Source organism: Brevundimonas basaltis (assembly GCF_014202075.1).
Taxonomy (GTDB): Bacteria; Pseudomonadota; Alphaproteobacteria; order Caulobacterales; family Caulobacteraceae; genus Brevundimonas; species Brevundimonas basaltis.
Genome location: NZ_JACHFZ010000001.1, coordinates 391593 through 411719, shown reverse-complemented (window position 1 = coordinate 411719; position 20127 = coordinate 391593). Strand labels below are relative to the sequence as shown.

The window sequence follows — 20127 nt, the reverse complement described above, 5'->3', positions numbered from 1 at the left end:
GCCCGTCGCCGCCGCTCGCCGCACCGCTCCTGTCCGCATTCCGCTCCTCGCCCGAGCCTTTCCGACCTTGCGCCCCGTCCGCTTTAGAGGCCTTTGGAGCCTGAACCGCAACCCCTCGACCGGGCTCCCATGAACGATCGCCCCGACCCCAGCGCCCGCACCCGCCTGATCGCCCCGGCCACGCGCCGCGGCGGCGGCCGCCGTCCGGTCAGTCCGCCGGTGGAGCGGGCCTCGACCCTGCTCAATGACGACCCGGCCGCCATGCGCGACGAAGGCCACGGTCCGGTCTACGGCATCGAGGACCTGTCCGCCGCCCGCGGCCTGCGCGCGGCCCTCGCCGATCTCGAGGGGGCGGCCGACGCCTGGCTGGTTCCCTCGGGCCTCGCCGCCGTCACGGTACCCCTCACCGCCCTGCTCAGGCCGGGCGATGAGATGCTCACGACCGACGCCCTCTACGGCCCCACCCGCCGGTTCCTCAACCGGCACCTGAAGCCGCGCGGCGTCGCGGCCAGCTTCCACGACCCCGGCGCCGCCGTGGCCGACATCCTCGCCGCCCTGACCGACCGGACCCGGCTGCTGCTGATCGAGTCGCCGGCCTCCCTGACCTTTGAACTGGCCGACGTCCCCGCCATCGCCGCCGCCTGCCGCGAGCGCGGGGTCCTGACCGTGATGGACAACACCTGGGCCGCCGGCCTCGCCTTCCGGCCCCTGGCCCACGGCGTCGACGTGAGCGTCCAGGCGGTGACCAAATACATCGCCGGCCACTCCGACCTGCTGATGGGCTCCATCGCCGTCTCCGACCCCGCCGTCGGTCGCCAGATATCGGAGACGATCGAGGATCTCGGCTGGCGCGTCTCGCCCGACGACGCCTGGCTGGCCCTGCGCGGCCTGCGCACCCTGCCCCTGCGCTACGCCGAACAGGCCCGCTCGAGCCTTGTCGTGGCCGAATGGCTGCAGACCCGACCCGAGGTGGCGCGCGTCATCCACCCCGCCCTGCCCGGCGCGCCCGGCCACGACCTCTGGCGCCGCGACTACACGGGCGCCGCCTCCATCTTCGGCGTGGTCATGAACGGCGGCTCCGAGGCCGCCGCCCACGCCCTGATGTCGGCCCTGGAGCTGTTCGGCCTTGGCTATTCCTGGGGTGGTTTCGAAAGCCTGATCACCCACGAGACCGGCCAGCTCGCCTTCCGTCGCGCGACGCCGGCGCTGCAGGGCGAACTGCTCCGCCTCCACGTCGGCCTCGAGGACCCCGCCGACCTGATCGCCGATCTGGAAACCGGTCTCGCCGCCTGGCGCGACGCTATCCGTTGAGCCTGGTCCGCGCCGGCTTCAGCCTCGCCGTCAACGCGTCCCGCGCCTTCTTCTGCCGTTTGACCAGATCGCGCGCCCGGCGCTCCAGCGCCTCCTGCTCGGCGGCCAGCGCCGCCGTCTCCGCCGCCTGCGTCCTGGCGAGCGCGTCCAGTTCCGCCTCCAGCGCCTCGACCCGCGCCCGGGCTCTGGTATCGGATTTCGGCTTCTCCGGTTTCGCTCTCGCCTTCGGCGCCGTTGTCCGCGCCATCTTGCCGACATCGATCGACAGGCCGCGCTCGATCAGCTCGCCGGGCGACTCCAGCGCCGCCGCTCTGTCCGGCCCGACATCGATCTCCCGCGCCGAGCCGTCCTTGAACAGGTCGCGCCTGACCCCGAACGCCTCCAGCGCCTTCGCCCGCGACGGCGCCGCCACCGTCCACGAATGGAAGCCGTCGGAATAGCAGAACACCTTCAGCTTTCTCGCCATCGCCTCAGTCCAGCTCGATCCACACGGGCGCGTGATCGCTGGCCCGTTCCCGCCCGCGCACCGTCCGGTCGACCCCGGCGTCGGTCAGCCGCGCCGCCGCCGCCGGACTGAGCAGCAGATGGTCGATTCTCAGGCCGGCGTCCCGCTCCCACGCCTGGCGGAAATACTGCCAGAAGGTCCACGGCGGCGGGTCCTCGGGAAACCGCTCCCGCAGCGCATCGGTCCAGCCCTGGTCCAGCAGCCGCGCGAACGCCGCCCGGCTCTCGGGCTGCAGCAGGGCGTCCTTCTTCCACGAGCGGCTGTGGTAGATGTCGGCCTCGGTCGGCACGACATTGTAGTCGCCCGCCAGCACCACGGGCGCGCCGCTGTCCAGAAGCGCCGCCGCATGGGCGTTCAGCCGCTCCATCCACGCCAGCTTGTAGTCGAACTTCGGTCCCGGCTGCGGATTGCCGTTGGGCAGATAGAGCGAGGCGATCAGCACCCCGCCCACCGCCGCCTCCAGATACCGGCTCTGGGCGTCGCCCGGCTCGCCCGGCAGCGTTCGCCGCGTCACCACAGGCTCCGCGTCCCGCGCCAGAATGGCCACGCCGTTCCAGCGATGCTCGCCCTTCCACACCGCCTGATAGCCCAGCGCCCGGATCGCCGCGGCCGGGAACTGCGCATCCGTCGCCTTCAGCTCCTGCAGACAGCAGACGTCCGGCCGCGCCGCCTCCAGCCATTCCAGAAGATTGGCCAGCCGGGTGTTGACCCCGTTGATGTTGAAGGTGGCGATCTTCACCGGACCGTAACGGCCAAGCTGGCCGGCGGGTTGCTCCTTCGGCCGCAATGGCGCGCCCAGCAGGACTCGAACCTGCAACCGTCCGCTTAGAAGGCGGGTGCTCTATCCGGTTGAGCTATGGGCGCCCGATGGCTGTGGCGAGCGTTAGCCGCCCTGATCCCGCGGCTCAAGCAGCGAGCGCCCGCGGCGCGAGCGTTAGCCGCCCTGAAAGGTTCAGTGCGTCCACGGCACCTTGCGGCTGGTGGCGAAATTGTCGGCATAGGCCTTGAGGATCACCGGTGCCTCCTGCGCCTCGTGCAGGCGGAACGGGATGCCGTAGCGCTCGGCGTAGGCCACCGCCTCGTCCTGCGAATCGAACTCCAGCCGCACCTGCCCGTTCATGTCGGCCGAGCTGGTCCAGCCCATCAGGGGGTCGATGGTCCGCGCCGACGCCGGTTCGAACTCCAGTCGCCAATGTCTGGCGTTGGCCTTGCCGGACTGCATCGCGGTCTTGGCGGGGCGGTAGATGCGGGCGAGCATGATCTGATCCTGTCGTCAGGGGGTGGCGGCGCTCCTGCGAGACCTGATAGTGGCTGCCTCTTGATCGGTCCAGCGTCGCTTCGTCGAGACCGTCCCACGCCTGTCAGGGGTCCGCTCAGGAGAGACGCAGTATGAATCGACACCGCAGCCGCACCCTGGGCGATCGTCCCCTTTCGCCCGAGACCCTGATGATGGGCTACGGCTACGATCCCGCCCTGTCCGAGGGGTCGATCAAGGCCCCGATCTTCCAGACCTCGACCTTCGTCTTCAAATCGGCCGAAGACGGCAAACGCTTCTTCGAGGTCGCCTATGGCCTGCGCGAGAGGGATCCCGACGAGGCGCTGGGGCTGATCTATTCGCGGATCAACAACCCCAACCTCGAAATTCTCGAGGACCGGCTGGCGGTCTGGGACGGGGCCGACAAGGCGCTGGTCTTCTCCAGCGGCATGGCGGCGATTTCGACGACGATCCTGGCGCTGAGCCGGCCCAACGACATCGTGGTCTATACGGCGCCGGCTTACGGCGGCACCGAATATCTGTTCGACCGCATCCTGCCGCGCATGGGGGTCGAGACCGTCAGCGTGGCCGACGCTGACGGCGGCGAGGGCCTCGCCCGGGCCGTCGGCGAGGCCGCGGCGCGAGCCGCCGCGCGCGGCGGACGACTGGCCGCCGTCTATGTCGAAACGCCCGCCAATCCAACCAATCAGCTGATCGACCTCGCGGCCGCGGCGGCCGCCATCAAGGCGTTGGGTCAGGCGGAGCCGCCGCCGTTGGTGGTCGACAACACCTTCCTGGGGCCGTTGTGGCAGAAGCCGCTGCAGCACGGCGCCGATCTGATTCTCTACTCCTTGACCAAATACGTCGGCGGGCACTCCGACCTGATCGCCGGGGCCTGTATGGGTCGCGCCGACCTGATGGGTCGCGTCGCCGAGATGCGGACCATCTGCGGCGCCGTGACCGATCCGCACACGGCCTGGCTGCTGATGCGCAGTCTCGAGACGCTGCACATCCGGATGGAGCGGTCGCAGGCCAACGCCGTCGAGCTGGTCCGGCGTTTGCGCGGGCATGCGCGGATCGAGGCTGTCCTCGATGCCGGCGGCGCCGAGAGTTCGCCGGGTCAGCGGGCGATCTTCGCGCGCCAGTGTTCGGGGCCCGGCTCGACCTTCTCGTTGCGTCTGAAAGGCGGCGAGGCCGAGGCCTTCCGCATGCTCAACGCCCTGCGTCTGTTCAAGCTGGCGGTCAGTCTGGGCGGCACCGAGAGCCTGGCCTCCCATCCGTCCAGCACGACCCATTCGGACTACAGCCCCGAAGCCAAGGCCCGCTGCGGCATCGGCGACAACCTCGTCCGACTCTCGGTCGGGATCGAGCATGTCGACGACCTGTACGCCGACCTCGAACAGGCTCTCGCCAGGATAGGGTGAGGGTGACCTGCCGGTACGCTTTCGCCGAGGCCGCCGGGCGCCCGACCTTCCCCACCGTTCTGTCCGGCCTCCGACACAGGAACCGGCCACACGGTTCTGGTGTTGTCCTCCGATTGGGAGAGCAGCCAGTGATTGTACGGATGTACCGGGGCGGTGGTCGAAAAGCTCGCTTGGCCACACCCAAGGCGCGGACCGGCTTCTTCTTCCGTATATTCATGAAATGGATTGGGGCCGGCGACTTCCGGCCCTGACACGGGCTCGCCGGTCGAGATTGTGTGGTCGGGGTGAGAGGATTCGAACCTCCGACCCTCTGCTCCCAAAGCAGATGCGCTACCAGGCTGCGCTACACCCCGATCCAGAGCGGCGCTCTTTGCCACGCGCCGCCCGCCGCCGCAACGCGCCTTATTGGGCGAAGAACGGATGCCGGACGCGGTCGCCGGGCCTGGCCTCGATCTCGTCGGCCCGGCCGGCGCGGATCTCCAGCACGCCGCTGGCCGGTCCGTTCGACGGGATCATCGCGTCGGAGTTGGGCGTCACCCGTTCGGCGATCGAGACGATGCGGCCGTAGGGATCGATGTAGAGGATGTCCAGAGAGTTGGGCGTGTTGTGCATCCAGAAGCTGCGCTCCGCCACATCCGGGAACTGGAACAGCATGCCGCGGTCGTCGGGCAGGACGTCGCGGTGCATCAGGCCGCGCTGCCGCTCCGCCTCGTCGTCGGCGATCTCGACCATGAAGTGGTGCTCTCCGGTCGCCGTCACGACCGTCAGCGGCTCCAGCGGCTCTCCATTCGGCCCCGCCCCCGTGCCCGCTCCCGCGCATCCGGCGAGGAGGAGAAGGCCGGCGACTCCGGCCAGAAATCCGCGACGAACCAACATCATTCCACCCTTGAGCAACAATCCGCGCAATTTGCGCCGATCCGGGCGCGCGGCAAGCCCCCAGCATAGGGTGGCGCGGCGCCGGGCGCGAGCGTGCCTGACGCCGTCAGCCGACGGGGCGGATTTCCGCGACCACCAGACCCTTGGGCCCCTCGGCGAAGCGCACCGCCACCGGCTCGCCCGGGACCAGATCGTCCAGCCCGCAGCGCCGCAGCGTCTCGACATGAACGAAGATGTCGCCCGGTTCGCCGTCGCGGACGACGAAGCCATAGCCCTTGGTCCGGTTGAACCATTTGACGATGGCGGTCTCCAGCGAGCCGCCGTCGTCCGGCATCGGTGTCGCGCCGCCATTGCTGCTGCGCCGCAGGGTTTCATAGCCGCGACGTGGCGCTGCGACCGCGTCCGGGGAGCCTTCCCCCAGGTCGTGGACCTCCGTCACCTGCCAGCCCTTGGGGCGACGGGCGCAGTCGCAGGTGATCGGCGCCCCTTCGGCCGCCGAATCGCGCCCGCTGTCGCGCAGGCTCGAGATGTGCAGCAGGACGTCCTTTCGGTCGGTGAGGCTCGGCTCGTCGGGCACGATGAAGCCATACCCCTTGCCGGGGTCGAACCACTTCACGCGACCGGCGATACGCACCGTCTCGATCGTCTCCACGCCCTCGTAGTCCGACACAGCCTTCCCCCTGCCCGCGCGTACTGCGGACGGCGCCTAGTTTAACATGGTTCTGTGAACGGCGGAAAAGACAAAAACGCCGATTTCGCCCCGGAGGCGAACATTTATTGCCCGTCCTGGCCGGATTGCCGCACGCGGGAGGCGCCGCCTTCCCTTGGGGAAACGGGTGATGCGGCCGCCCCCCGGAACCGGTGATCGGAACCGCGCGCGGCGCGACAAGACCTCTGGAAGAGGCCTCGACCAGACATGTGGGGAAGGCCCCGCGTGGCAGTCCCTAGGGGAATCGAACCCCTCTTTTCAGGTTGAAAACCTGACGTCCTAACCGATAGACGAAGGGACCGCGGCGCGGGGAAGCGGCGATATAGCCGCCGATTCCGCGGCGTGCAACCCGCTTTGCCGCAGAAATCGTCATCGGTCCGAAACGCTACGCCATGCGCGGATCGGCGATGTCCTCGATCTCCAACTGAACGCCGCGGCGGCCGTTCCAGTCGTCGGCCTTCAGCCGCCCCGCCACGCTCAGCCCGCCCTGCCCCGCCAGCAGCGCCTTGCCCGACGGCAGGTCCGCACAGCGCCAGGCGATGGCCTTCACCGAGGCCCCGTCCGCCCCGACCAGCCGGCAACGCACATGGCCGCCGTTCATGGCCACGGGCTCGCGCACCGCGACATGCTCGAGGGCGAACAAGGGCTCCGGATTGGCCGGTCCGAACGGGGCCAGCTGCTCGAACTGTTCGAACAGGGGCCGGGTCGCCGCACCCGGATCGATCAGGGCGTCGATCTCCACGCCGTCCAGCGCCTCGGCCGCCGCCTGCTCGCCGGCCATCCGGTCGTTGAGAAAATCGCGCAGCGCGCCGATCCGGCCGGCCTTCACGGTCAGCCCGGCCGCCATGGCGTGTCCGCCGCCGGCCATAAGCACCCCGGCTTCCCAGGCGGCTTGCACCGCCCGGCCCAGGTTCATGCCCGGCTGCGAGCGGCCCGAGCCCTTGCCGACCCCGTTGACCGCATCGACGCCGATCACCACCACGGGCTTGCGCCAGCGCTCGCGCAGCCGTCCGGCCACGATGCCGACCACGCCCGGGTGCCATTCGTCGCCTTCGACGACGACCACGGCCGAGCCGTCGGCGTGGGCGCCGGAGGCCTCGACCATCCGGGTGGCCTGATCGGTCACCTGCCGCTCGACCTCGCGCCGTGCGATGTTCAGGGCGTCCAGCTCCTGGGCCAGCGCCATCGCCTCGTGCGGATCGTCGGTCGACAGCAGCCGCGCGCCAAGGTCCGACTTGCCGATCCGCCCGCCGGCGTTGATGCGCGGCCCCAGGATGAAGCCGGCGTGGTTCGACTTGGCCGGTCCCGGCTCGCTTCCCGCCGCCGCCAGCAGCGCTCTCAGACCAGGATTGCCCCACTCGGACATCACGCGCAGGCCGAGGCTGGTCAGGGCCCGGTTGAAGCCGGTCAGGCCGGTGACGTCGCAGATCGCCCCCATGGCGGCCAGATCCAGCCAGCGCCGGATGTCCGGTTCCCTCACCTCCCCGAACATCCCGCGCCGACGCGCCTCGCGGTTCAGCGCCGCCAGCAGGACAAACACCACGCCCGCCGCCGCCAGATTGCCCTGCCCGGAGTTGCACCCCGGCCGGTTCGGATTGACCACAGCGGCGCACACCGGCGGATGCTCCCGCATCATATGGTGATCGATCACCACGACCTTCAGCCCGATCGCCGAGGCATGGGCGACCGCCTCATTGGCCGCCGCGCCGCAGTCCACGGTGACGACCAGATCGGCGCCGGAGGCCTTCAGCGTATCAAACGCCTTCGGGCTCGGTCCGTAGCCCTCGGTGATCCGGTCGGGCACATAGATCGGCAGGTCCGCGCCCATGGCCCGGAACCAGCGCACCAGAAGGGCCGCGCTCGAGGCCCCGTCGACGTCATAGTCGGCGAACACATGGATCGAGGCCCCGGTCTGCAGGGCGTCGAGGATCGCCTCGGCCGCCGCGTCCATGTCCATGAAGCTGGACGGGTCGGGGAACAGCGCCTTCAGCGTCGGCTGCAGGAAATCGGCCCCCTGGTCGGCCCGCACCCCGCGCGCCGCCAGCGCCCGCGCCAGCGGCTCCTCCAGGTTCAGGGCCTGCATATGGGCGCGGATAAGCCCCGCTTCGGCCGGCCTCTGCCGCCAGGCGCGTCCAGACAGCGAGCGGGAAACCCCCAGGAAGGCGGGTAGGCTTCCCCCGTCGGCCATCAGACCGGCCCCATCAAACAGGTCTCTTCGTGCGGATACGCTGGATCGTCCGGGTCGAGGAATCCATCACCAGCGTATGGGTGGTGACAAAGCCGCCCTGCACCACGACGCCGTCAAGCATGGCGCCCTTGGTCACGCCGGTGGCGGCGAAGATGGCGTCCTTCGAAACCAATTCGTGCAGGTCGTATTTGCGGTCGAAATCCTTGACCCCGGTGCGCTCGGCGCGGGCCCGCTCGTCGTCGTTGCGGAAGATCAGCCGGCCCTGAAAGTGACCGCCGACGCATTTCAGCGCCGAGGCCGCCAGCACCCCTTCCGGCGCCCCGCCGGAACCGAGGTACAGGTCGATGCCGGTCTCCGGTTCGGCCGTGTGGATCACTCCGGCCACGTCGCCGTCGGTGATCAGCAGCACTCGCGCCCCGACCTCGCGCAGCGCCGCGATCAGTTCGGCGTGGCGCGGCCGGTCCATGACGCAGACGGTGATGTCGCGCGGATCGACGCCCTTGGCCGAGGCCAGCGAGCGGACGTTGTCCTGCGGCGACATGTCGAGATCGACCGTGCCCGGCTTGTAGCCCGGCCCGATGGCGATCTTGTCCATATAGGTGTCGGGCGCGTGCAGCATGCCGCCGCCCGGCGACATCGACAGCACGCACAGGGCGTTGGCCATGGCCTTGGCGGTCAGCGTCGTGCCTTCCAGCGGATCGAGGGCGATGTCGATGGCCGGGCCTTTGCCGGTGCCGACCTTCTCGCCGATGTAGAGCATCGGCGCCTCGTCGCGCTCGCCCTCGCCGATGACGATCTTGCCGTCGATGTCGAGCTTGTTCAGCGCCGTGCGCATGGCGTCGACGGCCAGCTGGTCGGCCTGCTTCTCGTCGCCGCGGCCGATCTGGGCATAGCTGGCGATGGCGGCCAGTTCGGTGACCCGGGCGGCGTCGGCGGCCAGCGTGGAAGCGTAGGGGGCCGTGGCGGCCATGGGCGTTCTCCTGAAGACGATGATCCCGGGATTCTGTCGGCCCGGCGACCTTTGGTGTTTCTAGCGGCGATCGACCGGCGGCGGGGCCCGGCCGCGTTCGCGGGTGCGGCGGGCGAATTCCTCGATCGCGGCGGCGGTCTCCGCCGTCACCGGGGTGACCTCGACCGCGGCCACCCGGGCCTGGACGTCGGCGGCGAAGGCGGCCGGATCTTCGTTCGACTGCCATTCGATCCTGGCCGCCGCCGCAGCCAGCTCGCCGCCCGCCGTTCCCAGGGTGGCGACGCGCGCGGAGATCGCGGCCGGTTCCGGAACCGGCTCCAGCGTCTTCGGAAAGTCGGCCCAGCGGGGGTATTCGCGATTGGCGGCGACCAGCGCGTCGACCCGCGGCGCCACCGGCGAGGTCGGATCGGTGCGGGGCTCGAATGCGCCCGCGCAGGCGGTCAGACCGGCCCCTGCGGCGACGGCGGTCAGGACCGCTGCAATTTTCCGGATCGGCGCGTTCATGTCGGGGCCGGTCATATGCCATGATGACCCCCGGCGGAAGGGCGGCGACAGCCCCTACGTCCGATCCTGACGTCCTCTCCGGAGCCTCCCGCATGGCCAAGCGTCCGACCACCCCGCCCGCAAAGGCCGCGCACGCGCCGCGCAAGGCCGGCCGTCCGACCTCGGCCAAGCCCCCTCGCCCCCGGGCGAAGGCGAAAACAACGGCCAAGGCCCCGCCGGAACAACCCGCCGCTGCGCCGCCGGAACAGCCCCGGGCCGAAACGCCGGCTGACGCCCCGCCGCCGCCCGGATCCGCCGCCGCGTCCCCCGGCGCGGACCAGCGCCAGATGCTCGAGGCCCTGTCGCTCAACCTCGCCCGCGCCGCCATGACCGCCCAGGCCGCCATCGCCGAGGCCGCCCTGTCGCAGGCCGACCGCCCCGCCGCCCTGTCGCCCGATCCGTTCAACGTCGGCCCGGCCATGACCCAGGTGATGACCGGCCTCGCCTCGCGCCCGGACAAGCTGTTCGCCGCCCAGGCCGACCTGTTCAACCGCTATATGGACCTGTGGGCCTCGACCACGCGCCGCGCCGCCGGCGAGGATGTCCCGGCCGCCCCCTCGAAGGACAAGCGCTTCAAGGACCCGGCCTGGTCCGAGAACCCGATGTTCGACGTCATGCGCCAGTCCTATCTGGCCACCGCCGACTGGATGAACGGCCTGGTCTCCAGCGTCGAGGACATCGACCCCCGCACCAAACGCCGCGCCGAATTCTTCACCAAATTGCTGACCGACGCCTTCTCCCCCTCCAACTTCCTCGCCTCCAATCCCGCCGCCCTCAAGGCCCTGGCCGAGACCAACGGCGAATCGCTGGTCAGGGGGATGCAGAATTTCGCCGCCGATCTGGAGCGCGGCGCCGGCAAGCTGAAGATCAGCCAGGCCGATTACGGCCGCTTCAAGGTCGGCGAGAACGTCGCCACCGCCCCCGGCCAGGTGGTCTGGCGCGACGAGCTGTTCGAACTGATCCAGTACGACCCCGCCACCGACAAGCAGCGGCAAATCCCGCTGCTGATCTTCCCGCCGTGGATCAACAAATTCTACATCCTCGACCTCCAGCCCGAGAATTCGATGATCCGCTGGCTGTCCAGCCAGGGGTTCACCGTCTTCGTCTGTTCGTGGGTCAATCCCGATGTCGACAAGGCCGGCTTCGGCTTTGACGACTACCTCGAGAAAGGCATCTACCGCGCCGTCGAAAAGGCGCTGGAGCAGTCGAAGTCCGACCACGTCAACACCGTCGGCTACTGCATCGGCGGGACCCTCATGGGCGCGGCCCTGGCGCATATGGCGGCCAGGAAGGACGACCGCGTCACCGCCACCACCTTCTTCGCCGCCCAGCACGACTTCGCCGAGGCCGGCGACCTGCTGCTGTTCACCGACGACCACTGGCTGGGTGAGATCGAGCAGCAGATGGACGCGGCCGGCGGCGTCCTGCCCGGCGCGGCCATGGCCGAAACCTTCAACGCCCTGCGCGCCAACGACCTGATCTGGTCGTTCTTTGTCTCCAACTATCTGATGGGCAAGGATCCGCCGGCCTTCGACCTGCTGTTCTGGAACGCCGACCAGACCCGCATGCCCAAAAAACTGCACATGGACTATCTGCGCTCCATGTACGGCCAGAACCGCCTGTCACAGGGCGAATTCACCATCGGCGGGGTCAAGGTCGACCTGTCGAAAGTGACCATCCCGCTCTATTTCCAGGCCAGCCGCGAGGACCACATCGCCCCGGTGAATTCGGTCTATCGCTCGGCCCGCGCCTTCTCGAACGCCGACGTCACCCTGACCGTCGCCGGTTCGGGCCATATCGCCGGCGTGGTCAATCCACCCTCGGCGAAGAAATACCAGCACTGGACCAACCCCGCCCTGCCCGGCTCCCTCGCCGAGTGGCAGGCCGGCGCGGAAGAACATCCCGGCAGCTGGTGGAATCACTGGGCGGACTGGCTGCACGACAAATCCGGCGACTGGGTCCCGGCCCGGAATCCGTCCAAGGGGCCGCTGAAACCCATCGAGCCCGCCCCCGGCGCCTATGTGAAGGTCAAGTCTTGAACCGCCTCGAACCCAATCTGCTGCTGGCGCTGTCCACCACCCTGGCCCTCGTCCTCGTCTTGGTCACCAGCACCTTCTACGGCGCCGAACCCCGGCTGCTGCGCAACGCCTTCCTGGCCGTCGCGTCCACCGCCGGCTTCGTCTGGCTCAACCCCATGCTCCAGCGGCGCATGAAACAGGCTCCGCGCCCGCCGATGATCCACCGCGACGCGCCCGGCACGGCGGTCTGGGCCGGCCTGTTCCCGCTCTTCGTCATCTTCGCCGCCGCCGTGCCGATCTTCTGGCCCGGCCACGACTACGGCCTGCTCATCATCATCGCCGGCGTCTGGACCGGGGTCACGATCGAGTCAGCGCTCAAGGTGCTCAGGCCGCGTTGAACTTCAGCGCCACGCCGTTGTTGCAGTAGCGCTTTCCCGTCGGCCTCGGCCCGTCGTCGAAGACATGCCCCTGATGCCCGAGGCAACGGGCGCAGTGATACTCCGTGCGGGGAAGGCCGATGGCGAAGTCGGTCTTGGTCCCGATATTGGCCGCGATCACGTCGTAGAAGCTCGGCCAGCCGGTCCGGCTGTCGTATTTCCACTGCGACCGGAACAGCGGCAGCTCGCAGCCCCGGCACACGAAGGTCCCGCGCCGGCCCTCGTCATTCAGCGGACTGGTGTAGGGCCGCTCCGTCGCCTCGTGGCGCAGCACGTCCCAGGCCGCCCGCGGCAGCCGCTGACGCCACTGGGCGTCGGTGATCCGCCGGTACGGCGAGTTCGCATACCGGCCCTGCGACGCATCCGCCGGCCCCGGCGAACAGGCGTTCAGCCCGACCGCGCCGGCGGTCAGCAACAGATGGCGGCGGGACAGGGCGTGGGTCATGACCCTTGATACGTCGGGAAGAGGCTGGCGGTTTCAATCCCTTCTCCCCTTGAGGGAGCAGGATCACGAAAGCCCCGCGCCCTCATCCAGCCCCAGCATCAGGTTGAGGTTCTGCACCGCCGCGCCCGACGCCCCCTTGCCGAGGTTGTCCAGCAGGGCGACCAACCGCACCTGCTCCCCCGCCCGGTCGCCGAACACATGCAGGCGCATGGAGTTGGTCCCGTTCAGCCCCTCCGGATCGATCCCGGTCAGGACCTCGGTCTCCTCCAGCGAGGCCACCTCGACGAAGCGCGCGTCGGCATAGGCCTCGACCAGCGCCCCGTGCACCACCTCCACCGACGGCGAGCCCGGCAGCGCTCCCAGGTGCAGCGGAACCTCGACCAGCATCCCCTGCCGGTACGCCCCCACCGCCGGGGCGAACAGCACCGGCCGCTCCAGCCCGGTGTGCCGCGTCATCTCCGGCACATGCTTGTGCTTCAGCGACAGGCCGTAGGCGCGGTACGGCTCGGCCCCGGCCTCGAACTCGGCGATCATCGCCTTGCCGCCGCCGGAGTAGCCCGACACCGCATTGACCGTCACCGGCCAGCCCGCCGGAATGATCCCGGCGCTGACCAGCGGCCGCACCAGCCCGATGAACCCGGTCGGATAGCAGCCCGGATTCGACACCCGCGTCGCCGCCGCGATCGTCTCGCGCTGCCCCGGCGCCATCTCGGCGAAGCCATAGGTCCAGGCCGGATCGACCCGATAGGCCGTCGAGGCGTCGATCACCCGCACGCTCGGGTTCTCGATCATCGCCACGGCTTCCTTCGCCGCGTCATCCGGCAGGCACAGGATCACCGCATCGGCGCCGTTCAACGCCTCGCGCCGCGCCTCGACGTCGCGCCGCCGGTCGCCGAGCAGGATCAGTTCCAGATCGCCGCGCGCCTCCAGCCGCTCGCGGATTTCCAGCCCCGTGGTCCCGGCCTCGCCGTCGATGAAGATGGTGTGGGTCATGCGGTCACTCAGAAGTAGAAGCCAAGGCGAGAGTCATTCGGTCCCAGGACCGCACCCGCTTCGTAGGGTCCGACGTCAGAGCGAACGATCAACTTGGCGCCGTTCTCAAAGGACAGGACCATCTCCAAGTCGGCCGTCTCGACAGCCACGATCTTCTTGTCGATCAACGGCAAGATATGGACCGCTTCCGTCCGAAACCATTCGCTGTCGTAGGTGAAGACCACGCCCGCGCCAGACACGTAGGTTAGGCCAAGTTCGACATCGATCTGACAGCCGTTCGCCAGCCGGAACAACATGTTCGTGGCATTGAAAACGACCTGTGAAATCGAAGCGTCGCCTTCAAGAAGAAAGGCCACGCTCTCGCTGGGCGGAAACGGCGTCACAGCAAACTCCAAAAGAAAAAGGGCGCTCCGGTTTCCCGAAGCGCCCCATTCCAAACCGTATCGTGAAACGGCCTAGCGCTTCGAGAACTGGAAGGACTTGCGGGCCTTGGCGCGGCCGTACTTCTTGCGCTCGACGACGCGGGCGTCGCGGGTCAGGAAGCCGTGCGGCTTCAGAACCTTGCGCAGCTCCGGCTCATAGTGAGTCAGGGCGTGCGACAGGCCGTGGCGGATGGCGCCGGCCTGGCCGGACAGGCCCGAGCCCTCGACCGTGCAGACGACGTCGAACTGGGTGACGCGGTCGGTCACTTCCAGCGGCTGGGCGATCATCATGCGCAGGATTTCGCGGGCGAAATACTGCATCTGATCCTTGCCGTTGATGGTGATCTTGCCCGAGCCGGGCTTGATCCACACGCGGGCGATGGCGTTCTTGCGCTTGCCGGTCGAATAGGCGCGGCCCTGGGCGTCCAGCTTCTGGACGTAGACGGGGTGTTCCTCGCCGGCGCCCGGGGTCTGCATGCTCTTCAGGGCGTCGAAGCCGGTCAGGGCCTCGGCGGCGGGCGCGTCGGCGGCCGGGGTGTCGGCGGCGGTGTTTTCAGCAGTCACGTCGGTCATGCTCAGACGCTCCGGGTGTTCTTGGGAGAGGCCGACTTGAAGTCGATCGTCTCGGGCGACTGGGCTTCGTGGGTGTGCGTGGCGCCGGCGAACAGGCGCAGGTGCGTCATCTGCTTGCGAGCCAGCGGGCTTTCTTTCGGCAGCATGCGCTCAACGGCCTTCTCGAGCACGCGCTCGGGGAAGCGGCCGTTCAGCACCTTCTCCGGGGTCGTCTGCTTGACGCCGCCCGGGTGGCCGGTGTGGCGGTAGTAGATCTTGTCGGTGTTCTTCTTGCCGGTGAACACCACCTTGTCGACGTTGGTGACGACGACATAGTCGCCGCAATCGACGTGCGGGGTGTAGTCGCCGCGGTGCTTGCCGCGCAGACGGTTGGCGATGAAGGTCGCGAGACGGCCCACCACGACGCCTTCGGCGTCGATGTGGATCCACTTCTTCTCGACCTCGGCCGGCTTCAGCGAAGCCGTGGTGCTCTTCAGCATGACGAGGGTTCCTGGGAGGACGGACGGATGCCCCTCCCGTGACCGGGATGAGCGGAAGGCGCGCTGATAGAGGAAGCGGGGGGTGCGGTCAAGGCATGTTGCGGCGCTCAGTGAGGGCTAGTGTATTGTTATTACGCGGCAATCTGACACCGGTATGAAAATACCGCATCTGAATGAGCGTCAGGACGGCTCCGGCTGGTTCGTCACAACGACCACGGCGAAGAAGAGAAGTCACAACGAACACGACGGGACCGCGCCCGCTTCGCCTTCGCGGGCCCTTGCCCGCAATCCATTGGTTGCGTCTCCCTGACGGTCGCCGCCGGCCCGCCGACCCCGTCGTGTCCGTCGTGACCTTTCGTTGTGCCCGTTGTGACGAACCTCGACTGCCAAAACCCGCCGCCAGCCCATGTCGCTGTGCTGACAATCCGCGAAATTATAGTCGGGTTCAGCGGACGATCTCCGGCCTTTTCCGCCACATAGCCGAATCTAAAATCGATCTTCCATCCGCATAAACGGGCCGGTCTACACTCTTCCCATCCCGTCGGTGGGGAGGGCGTCGGATCCACGTTCTCGATGTCGGCGGGCTGTGGTCGAGCGATGAAGCCCGGGCGACGGAGAGTCCGGGGGTCCTCGTCGGGCAGGGATGGATCCTGCCCGCTTGCTCGCCGCGCGCTAATGGAAGCGGGCTGCTGACGTCAGCAACATGCCGTCATGTCCGCCCCGCGTCGGGTTCAGCAATGGCCCTGGCGGTGATCCGGCAAGGCTCGAATGACAGGGCCGCCAGCCGGAGGGCGCGTGGATAACGACCGCGCGGGACAGTCTGTCTCGTCGAAACGGTACTCACATCTCAACCGGGCGAGGCCCGGCTGTCCCGCGCCCTCCCCACCTTCCGCGGCTCGCGCCCCGGAGGACGATGGCCCGCGCCTTGTCATCCCGCTCCCCGGGCCGGAACGGGCCCGCCGTCACAGAACCATGATGACCAGCGCTGTCCGCCCCGTCATAACCGCTCTGCCCCTCCCCGGAGTCTCCATGCGCCTGCAACGCCGCGACCTTCTCACCGGCTCGGCCGCCGCCCTCGCCTTCTCGGGCCTCGCCCGCAATGTCCACGCCCAGGCGGCGTCAGAAGAGACCTATGTCAACGAGGTCCACGGATACGGACCGCTCGTCCGCGACCCCGACCGCCTCCTCGACCTGCCCGGGGGCTTCACCTACCAGGTCATCTCCCAGAGCGGCGACACCATGGACGACGGCCTGTTCGTCCCCGGCCAGCCCGACGGCATGGGTTGTTTCGATCTCGGCGACGGCAAGGTGGCGCTCGTCCGCAACCACGAACTCAAGGGTTCCAGCGCCCTGCACCGCAATCTCGGCCCCGGCGGCTTTCACCAGGAACGCATCGGCCTGCTCGACCCGGCGAGGGGCTACGACACCTACAAGGACGGCCGCGCCCTGCCCGGCGGGACCACCACCCTGGTCTACGATCTCCAGACCCGCAGGACGATCAGCCAGCACCTGTCGCTGGCCGGCACCTCGACCAACTGCTGCGGCGGCCATACCCCCTGGGGCAGCTGGCTGACCTGCGAGGAGACCGAGCAGACCCCCGCTGACGCCGACGTGACCAAACCCCACGGCTTCGTTTTCGAGGTGCCCGCCACCGCCTCCGGCCTTGTCGATCCCGTCCCGCTCAAGGCCATGGGCCGGTTTGATCATGAGGCGGTCTGCATCGATCCCCGCACGGGCATCGTCTATCTGACCGAGGACAAGAACGACGGCCTGTTCTATCGCTTCCTCCCCACGACGCCGGGCAGACTGGCGCAGGGGGGCAGGCTTCAGGCCATGGCCTTCAAGGGCAAGCCGGGCGCGGACACCACCAATCACGACACCCGCGAGTGGGCCGTGGGCGATTGGCGCGACGTGGTCTGGATCGATCTCGAGGACGTCGAATCGCCCAACGGCGACCTGCGCAGGCGCGGCCACGCCGACGGCGCCGCCCTGGTGGCCCGCGGCGAGGGGATATTCTGGGGCGATGGCGAACTCTATATGACCGCCACCTCGGGCGGCCCGCTGCGTCGGGGCCAGATCCTGCGCTACGTACCCTCCGCCCGCGACGGCGGCCGCATACAGCTGTTCCTCGAAAGCGCCGATGAGCGGACGATGAACATGGGCGACAACCTCATCGTCGCGCCCTGGGGCCATCTGATCGTCTGCGAGGACAACTATTCGAGCGACACCCGCAACCATCTGAAGGGCGTCACCCCGGACGGCCGGGTCTATGTGATCGGTCGCAACGTCTTCACCGGCAATTCCGAGTTCGCCGGTGCAGTGTTTTCACCCGACGGCGCGGTGCTGTTCGTCAACATCATGTATCCGGGCATCACCTTCGCGATCAGAGGCCCGTGGACCTCGGTCCGGACATGAACAGGCGCGGCTGCGATCGCCGGACCAGCCACAGGTTCACCGTCGCCGTCGCCAGCACCAGCGCCGCTCCGGCCTGATGCAGCGCCCCCAGCCACAGCGGTACGGCGTTGATCAGGGTGACGACGCCCAGCGCCGCCTGCAGCCACAGCGCCGCCGCCAGCGCGAACGCCGACATTCCCAGCCCTTCGGCCAGCCGCCAGCGCCACGCCTGGACCGCATAGACCGTGCCCCCGATCAGCAGGCCGTAGGCCACGATCCGGTGATTGAACTGCACCAGCGCCTGATCGTGCAGGAAGGCCAGCCCCCCGGCGCCCCACTCGACCGGCGCGAGCCATTGCCCGTTCATCATCGGCCAGTCGGTGTAGACCAGCCCGGCCTTGGCCCCCGCCACCAGCCCGCCCAGCAGGCATTGCACGAACACCGCCGCCAGCAGGATCGCCGCTCCCCGACTCCAGCCGACCGGATGGCGCGAATGCTCCTCGCCGTTCCACGCCTCCAGCCCGGTCCAGATCAGCCCCGCGAAGATCAGCAGGGCCAGACCCAGGTGCGTCGCCAGCCGCTCCGGGGCCACATCGACCCGCTCGCTCAGCCCGCTGGACACCATCCACCAGCCGATCAATCCCTGCAGTCCGCCCAGCCCCAGCAGCACCGCGCAGCGCCAGATCAGCCGCCGCGGCATCCGCCGCAGGACGAGGAAGACGGCGAACGGCGCGGCGAAGACGAACCCGATCAGCCGCCCGAGCTGCCGGTGAATCCACTCCCACCAGAAGATGCCCTTGAACTCGCCCAAGGTCATGCCGGCGTTGACCTGCTCGTACTGGGGAATGGCCCGATATTTCTCGAACGCCTCGGCCCAATCGGCCGCGCTCATCGGCGGCACGGCGCCCATGATCGGCTTCCACTCGGTGATCGACAGACCCGAACCGGTCAGGCGGGTGATTCCGCCGACGACCACCATCGCGAACACCAGCGCCGCCGTGACGAACAGCCAGATCGCGATCGTCCTGCTCTGATCCCGCCCGATGAAACGCTGCATTCGACGCCCGCTATCCCGACCGTTACACTGGGCGGGCGCCGCTGGTCCGACGCCCGATTGAGCGGTATGCCCGCCCACGAAGGCGAGATCGAGTCGGTTTTCGGCGTCGCGGCGCCGCAGGTCTGGAGAACGCGGTTGCAACATGCCGACATCGTCATCGCCGTTCTCGGCGCCTTCGCCCTGGCCTGGACCGCCGACCAGCTGACCGGTCGCCGCGGCCTGTTCGCCACTTCGCTGGTCTCGGGCGTCGCCGCCGTGGCCGGCTGGTTCCTCGCCATCCGCGTCTTCGCGGTCTCGACCATGGACGGCTGGACCTGGGTCGGCTGGTCGCTGGCCGCCTCGGTCATCGCCCTCGCCGCCTTCTTCCTGTTTAGGACCAAGCGCTGACATGGGGCCCCGCACCCGCCGCTTCGTCGCCATGCTGGGCGTTCTGGCCTTCCTGGTCTTCTGGATCTGGGGCGCCATCGCCCTGCGCGGCGTCCTGCCGCCGGGCCCGCTGATCGACCTGGTCGTCTACGCCGTCGCCGGCCTCGGCTGGGGTCTCCCCCTCTACCCGCTGTTCAAATGGGCCGAGGGCGGCAAAAGGCCCGGCTGAATTGGAAAGGGGCCGCCCGAAAGCGACCCCTTCAACCAACCGTCTTCATTGCGGAAGATGGTCGGAGCGACAGGATTCGAACCTGCGACCCCTTGACCCCCAGTCAAGTGCGCTACCAGGCTGCGCCACGCTCCGAGAGGCGCTCCCTATAGACGGGGCGCCGCCGGCCCGCAAACCCAAAAGCGACCCGTCAGCCGGTTCTCGAAAGAACCGCCTCAAGCCGCGCCTTCGCGCCCTCCAGCTCGGCCAGAACCTGACGCAGCCGAACCGACGAAACGCCGGCCGGCGCCGCTGTCGTGGGGGCGGGCCCGGCGCCGCCTTCGGGCTCGAAGGCCACCGCCTCGTCCGGGTCGCCATACGCCGCCAGCCGCTTCAGCCCCTGTTCACGGTGCAACCGCTGCACGCCCTTGATCGTGAGCCCGTCCTTGTGAAGCAGCCGCTTGACCGCCTTCAGCACCACCACGTCCTGCGGCCGGTAGAAGCGCCGCCCGCCGGCCCGCTTCAGCGGCGTGATGAACGAGAATTTGGTCTCCCAGAAGCGCAGCACATGCTGCGGCGCGCCGACTTCGTCAGCGGCTTCCGAGATGGTGCGAAAGGCGTCGGGGCTCTTGGCCACAGGAGGTCAGGCGGGCACGACGGCGTCGTGAACCCGGCCTTTCATGATCTGCGAGGCGCGGAAACTGATCACCCGGCGCGGGTGGATCGCCGCCGGTTCGCCGGTCTTGGGATTGCGGCCCATGCGGGCCCGCTTGTCCCGCACCTGGAAGACGCCGAACCCGGACAGCTTCACCGTCTCTCCACGCTCGAGCGACTCTATGATCAGTTCGAGCGTCCGTTCGACCAGGGCCGAACACTCCTGGCGCGACAGGCCGACCTCCTCGTGGACAGCCTCACACAGGTCCGCCCGCGTCAGGGTCTGGTGCTGAGCCAATG

The 20127-nt window shown here is 68.8% G+C and carries 23 protein-coding genes and 4 tRNA genes; 7 read left to right on the top strand and 20 right to left on the bottom strand.

Features of this window, described 5'->3' with window-relative positions; genetic code table 11:
* Positions 1–129: 129 nt before the first annotated feature.
* Positions 130–1311 (top strand): cystathionine beta-lyase, encoded by a 1182-nt coding sequence (gene metC, locus HNQ67_RS02225; RefSeq protein WP_183251897.1) that lies wholly within the window; start codon positions 130–132, stop codon positions 1309–1311.
* On the opposite strand, the gene HNQ67_RS02220 is transcribed toward metC, so the two are convergent.
* The 4 genes from HNQ67_RS02220 to HNQ67_RS02205 form a co-directional block, all read right to left on the bottom strand.
* Positions 1301–1777 carry a hypothetical protein gene (locus HNQ67_RS02220; RefSeq protein ID WP_183251895.1) on the bottom strand — a complete coding sequence of 159 codons (477 nt, stop codon included), beginning with the start codon at positions 1775–1777 and terminating at the stop codon, positions 1301–1303. The genes metC and HNQ67_RS02220 overlap by 11 nt on opposite strands.
* A 4-nt stretch (positions 1778–1781) precedes the next feature.
* Positions 1782–2633: an exodeoxyribonuclease III gene (locus HNQ67_RS02215; RefSeq protein ID WP_343054784.1), complete on the bottom strand. Its 852-nt coding sequence runs from the start codon at positions 2631–2633 to the stop codon at positions 1782–1784.
* Positions 2604–2680 (bottom strand) — tRNA-Arg (locus tag HNQ67_RS02210). Before HNQ67_RS02210 ends, HNQ67_RS02215 begins: the two co-directional genes overlap by 30 nt.
* An 88-nt stretch (positions 2681–2768) precedes the next feature.
* Entirely contained in the window at positions 2769–3074 is a 306-nt protein-coding gene (locus HNQ67_RS02205; protein WP_183251894.1) for an ETC complex I subunit, read from the bottom strand.
* 131 nt (positions 3075–3205) lie between these two features.
* On the opposite strand from HNQ67_RS02205, the gene HNQ67_RS02200 reads away from it, so the two are divergent.
* A complete protein-coding gene (locus HNQ67_RS02200) occupies positions 3206–4495 on the top strand; it encodes a cystathionine gamma-synthase family protein (protein ID WP_183251892.1) in 1290 nt (429 codons plus the stop codon).
* A gap of 276 nt (positions 4496–4771) precedes the next feature.
* On the opposite strand, the gene HNQ67_RS02195 is transcribed toward HNQ67_RS02200, so the two are convergent.
* The 7 genes from HNQ67_RS02195 to HNQ67_RS02165 form a co-directional block, all read right to left on the bottom strand.
* Positions 4772–4848: transfer RNA gene (locus HNQ67_RS02195), tRNA-Pro, on the bottom strand.
* A 49-nt stretch (positions 4849–4897) separates the two neighbouring features.
* Entirely contained in the window at positions 4898–5371 is a 474-nt protein-coding gene (locus HNQ67_RS02190; protein ID WP_246347401.1) for a DUF192 domain-containing protein, read from the bottom strand.
* A gap of 106 nt (positions 5372–5477) precedes the next feature.
* The gene (locus tag HNQ67_RS02185; protein WP_343054783.1) at positions 5478–6041 is read right to left on the bottom strand and encodes a cold-shock protein; all 564 of its coding nucleotides are present in this window, start codon (positions 6039–6041) and stop codon (positions 5478–5480) included.
* Between the two features lie 265 nt (positions 6042–6306).
* A tRNA-Glu gene (locus HNQ67_RS02180) sits at positions 6307–6381 on the bottom strand.
* 84 nt (positions 6382–6465) lie between these two features.
* Positions 6466–8268 carry a single-stranded-DNA-specific exonuclease RecJ gene (recJ, locus tag HNQ67_RS02175; RefSeq protein ID WP_183251888.1) on the bottom strand — a complete coding sequence of 601 codons (1803 nt, stop codon included), beginning with the start codon at positions 8266–8268 and terminating at the stop codon, positions 6466–6468.
* Between the two features lie 13 nt (positions 8269–8281).
* The gene (glpX, locus tag HNQ67_RS02170; protein WP_183251886.1) at positions 8282–9238 is read right to left on the bottom strand and encodes a class II fructose-bisphosphatase; all 957 of its coding nucleotides are present in this window, start codon (positions 9236–9238) and stop codon (positions 8282–8284) included.
* 60 nt (positions 9239–9298) lie between these two features.
* The gene (locus tag HNQ67_RS02165; RefSeq protein WP_246347400.1) at positions 9299–9757 is read right to left on the bottom strand and encodes a hypothetical protein; all 459 of its coding nucleotides are present in this window, start codon (positions 9755–9757) and stop codon (positions 9299–9301) included.
* Between the two features lie 77 nt (positions 9758–9834).
* On the opposite strand from HNQ67_RS02165, the gene phaC reads away from it, so the two are divergent.
* Both phaC and HNQ67_RS02155 read left to right on the top strand, forming a co-directional pair.
* A complete protein-coding gene (gene phaC, locus HNQ67_RS02160) occupies positions 9835–11820 on the top strand; it encodes a class I poly(R)-hydroxyalkanoic acid synthase (RefSeq protein ID WP_183251884.1) in 1986 nt (661 codons plus the stop codon).
* Positions 11817–12197 carry a hypothetical protein gene (locus tag HNQ67_RS02155; RefSeq protein ID WP_183251882.1) on the top strand — a complete coding sequence of 127 codons (381 nt, stop codon included), beginning with the start codon at positions 11817–11819 and terminating at the stop codon, positions 12195–12197. The genes phaC and HNQ67_RS02155 overlap by 4 nt, the downstream gene beginning before the upstream one ends.
* Here the strand turns inward: HNQ67_RS02155 and msrB are convergent.
* From msrB to rplM, 5 genes are all read right to left on the bottom strand, one after another.
* The gene (msrB, locus tag HNQ67_RS02150; RefSeq protein ID WP_183251880.1) at positions 12184–12681 is read right to left on the bottom strand and encodes a peptide-methionine (R)-S-oxide reductase MsrB; all 498 of its coding nucleotides are present in this window, start codon (positions 12679–12681) and stop codon (positions 12184–12186) included. The two genes, HNQ67_RS02155 and msrB, sit on opposite strands and share 14 nt — an antisense overlap.
* 63 nt (positions 12682–12744) lie before the next feature.
* Complete coding sequence (argC, locus tag HNQ67_RS02145) at positions 12745–13674, bottom strand: N-acetyl-gamma-glutamyl-phosphate reductase (protein WP_183251878.1); 930 nt, start codon at positions 13672–13674, stop codon at positions 12745–12747.
* 8 nt (positions 13675–13682) lie between these two features.
* On the bottom strand, positions 13683–14057 hold the full coding sequence (locus HNQ67_RS02140; RefSeq protein WP_183251876.1) for a hypothetical protein: 375 nt from the start codon (positions 14055–14057) through the stop codon (positions 13683–13685).
* A 72-nt stretch (positions 14058–14129) separates the two neighbouring features.
* Positions 14130–14573, bottom strand: coding sequence for a 30S ribosomal protein S9 (gene rpsI, locus HNQ67_RS02135; protein WP_183252737.1), 444 nt, complete (start codon positions 14571–14573; stop codon positions 14130–14132).
* 98 nt (positions 14574–14671) lie between these two features.
* Positions 14672–15148 (bottom strand): 50S ribosomal protein L13, encoded by a 477-nt coding sequence (gene rplM / locus HNQ67_RS02130; RefSeq protein ID WP_183251874.1) that lies wholly within the window; start codon positions 15146–15148, stop codon positions 14672–14674.
* A gap of 1029 nt (positions 15149–16177) precedes the next feature.
* On the opposite strand from rplM, the gene HNQ67_RS02125 reads away from it, so the two are divergent.
* Complete coding sequence (locus HNQ67_RS02125) at positions 16178–17563, top strand: alkaline phosphatase PhoX (RefSeq protein ID WP_183251872.1); 1386 nt, start codon at positions 16178–16180, stop codon at positions 17561–17563.
* Here HNQ67_RS02125 and HNQ67_RS02120 read toward each other — a convergent pair.
* Entirely contained in the window at positions 17532–18599 is a 1068-nt protein-coding gene (locus tag HNQ67_RS02120; RefSeq protein WP_183251870.1) for a COX15/CtaA family protein, read from the bottom strand. The two genes, HNQ67_RS02125 and HNQ67_RS02120, sit on opposite strands and share 32 nt — an antisense overlap.
* A 66-nt stretch (positions 18600–18665) precedes the next feature.
* Between HNQ67_RS02120 and HNQ67_RS02115 the strand changes: the two genes are divergently transcribed.
* Positions 18666–18986, top strand: coding sequence for a transglycosylase (locus tag HNQ67_RS02115; RefSeq protein ID WP_246347399.1), 321 nt, complete (start codon positions 18666–18668; stop codon positions 18984–18986).
* Between the two features lies 1 nt (position 18987).
* Positions 18988–19194, top strand: coding sequence for a DUF2842 domain-containing protein (locus HNQ67_RS02110; RefSeq protein WP_183251869.1), 207 nt, complete (start codon positions 18988–18990; stop codon positions 19192–19194).
* 58 nt (positions 19195–19252) lie between these two features.
* Here HNQ67_RS02110 and HNQ67_RS02105 read toward each other — a convergent pair.
* The 3 genes from HNQ67_RS02105 to HNQ67_RS02095 all read right to left on the bottom strand — a co-directional run bounded on the left by HNQ67_RS02105 (position 19253) and on the right by HNQ67_RS02095 (position 20125).
* Positions 19253–19329, bottom strand: a tRNA-Pro gene (locus HNQ67_RS02105).
* 55 nt (positions 19330–19384) lie between these two features.
* On the bottom strand, positions 19385–19810 hold the full coding sequence (locus HNQ67_RS02100; RefSeq protein ID WP_183251867.1) for a MerR family transcriptional regulator: 426 nt from the start codon (positions 19808–19810) through the stop codon (positions 19385–19387).
* Between the two features lie 6 nt (positions 19811–19816).
* Positions 19817–20125 carry an integration host factor subunit alpha gene (locus tag HNQ67_RS02095; RefSeq protein ID WP_183251865.1) on the bottom strand — a complete coding sequence of 103 codons (309 nt, stop codon included), beginning with the start codon at positions 20123–20125 and terminating at the stop codon, positions 19817–19819.
* Positions 20126–20127: the final 2 nt, after the last annotated feature.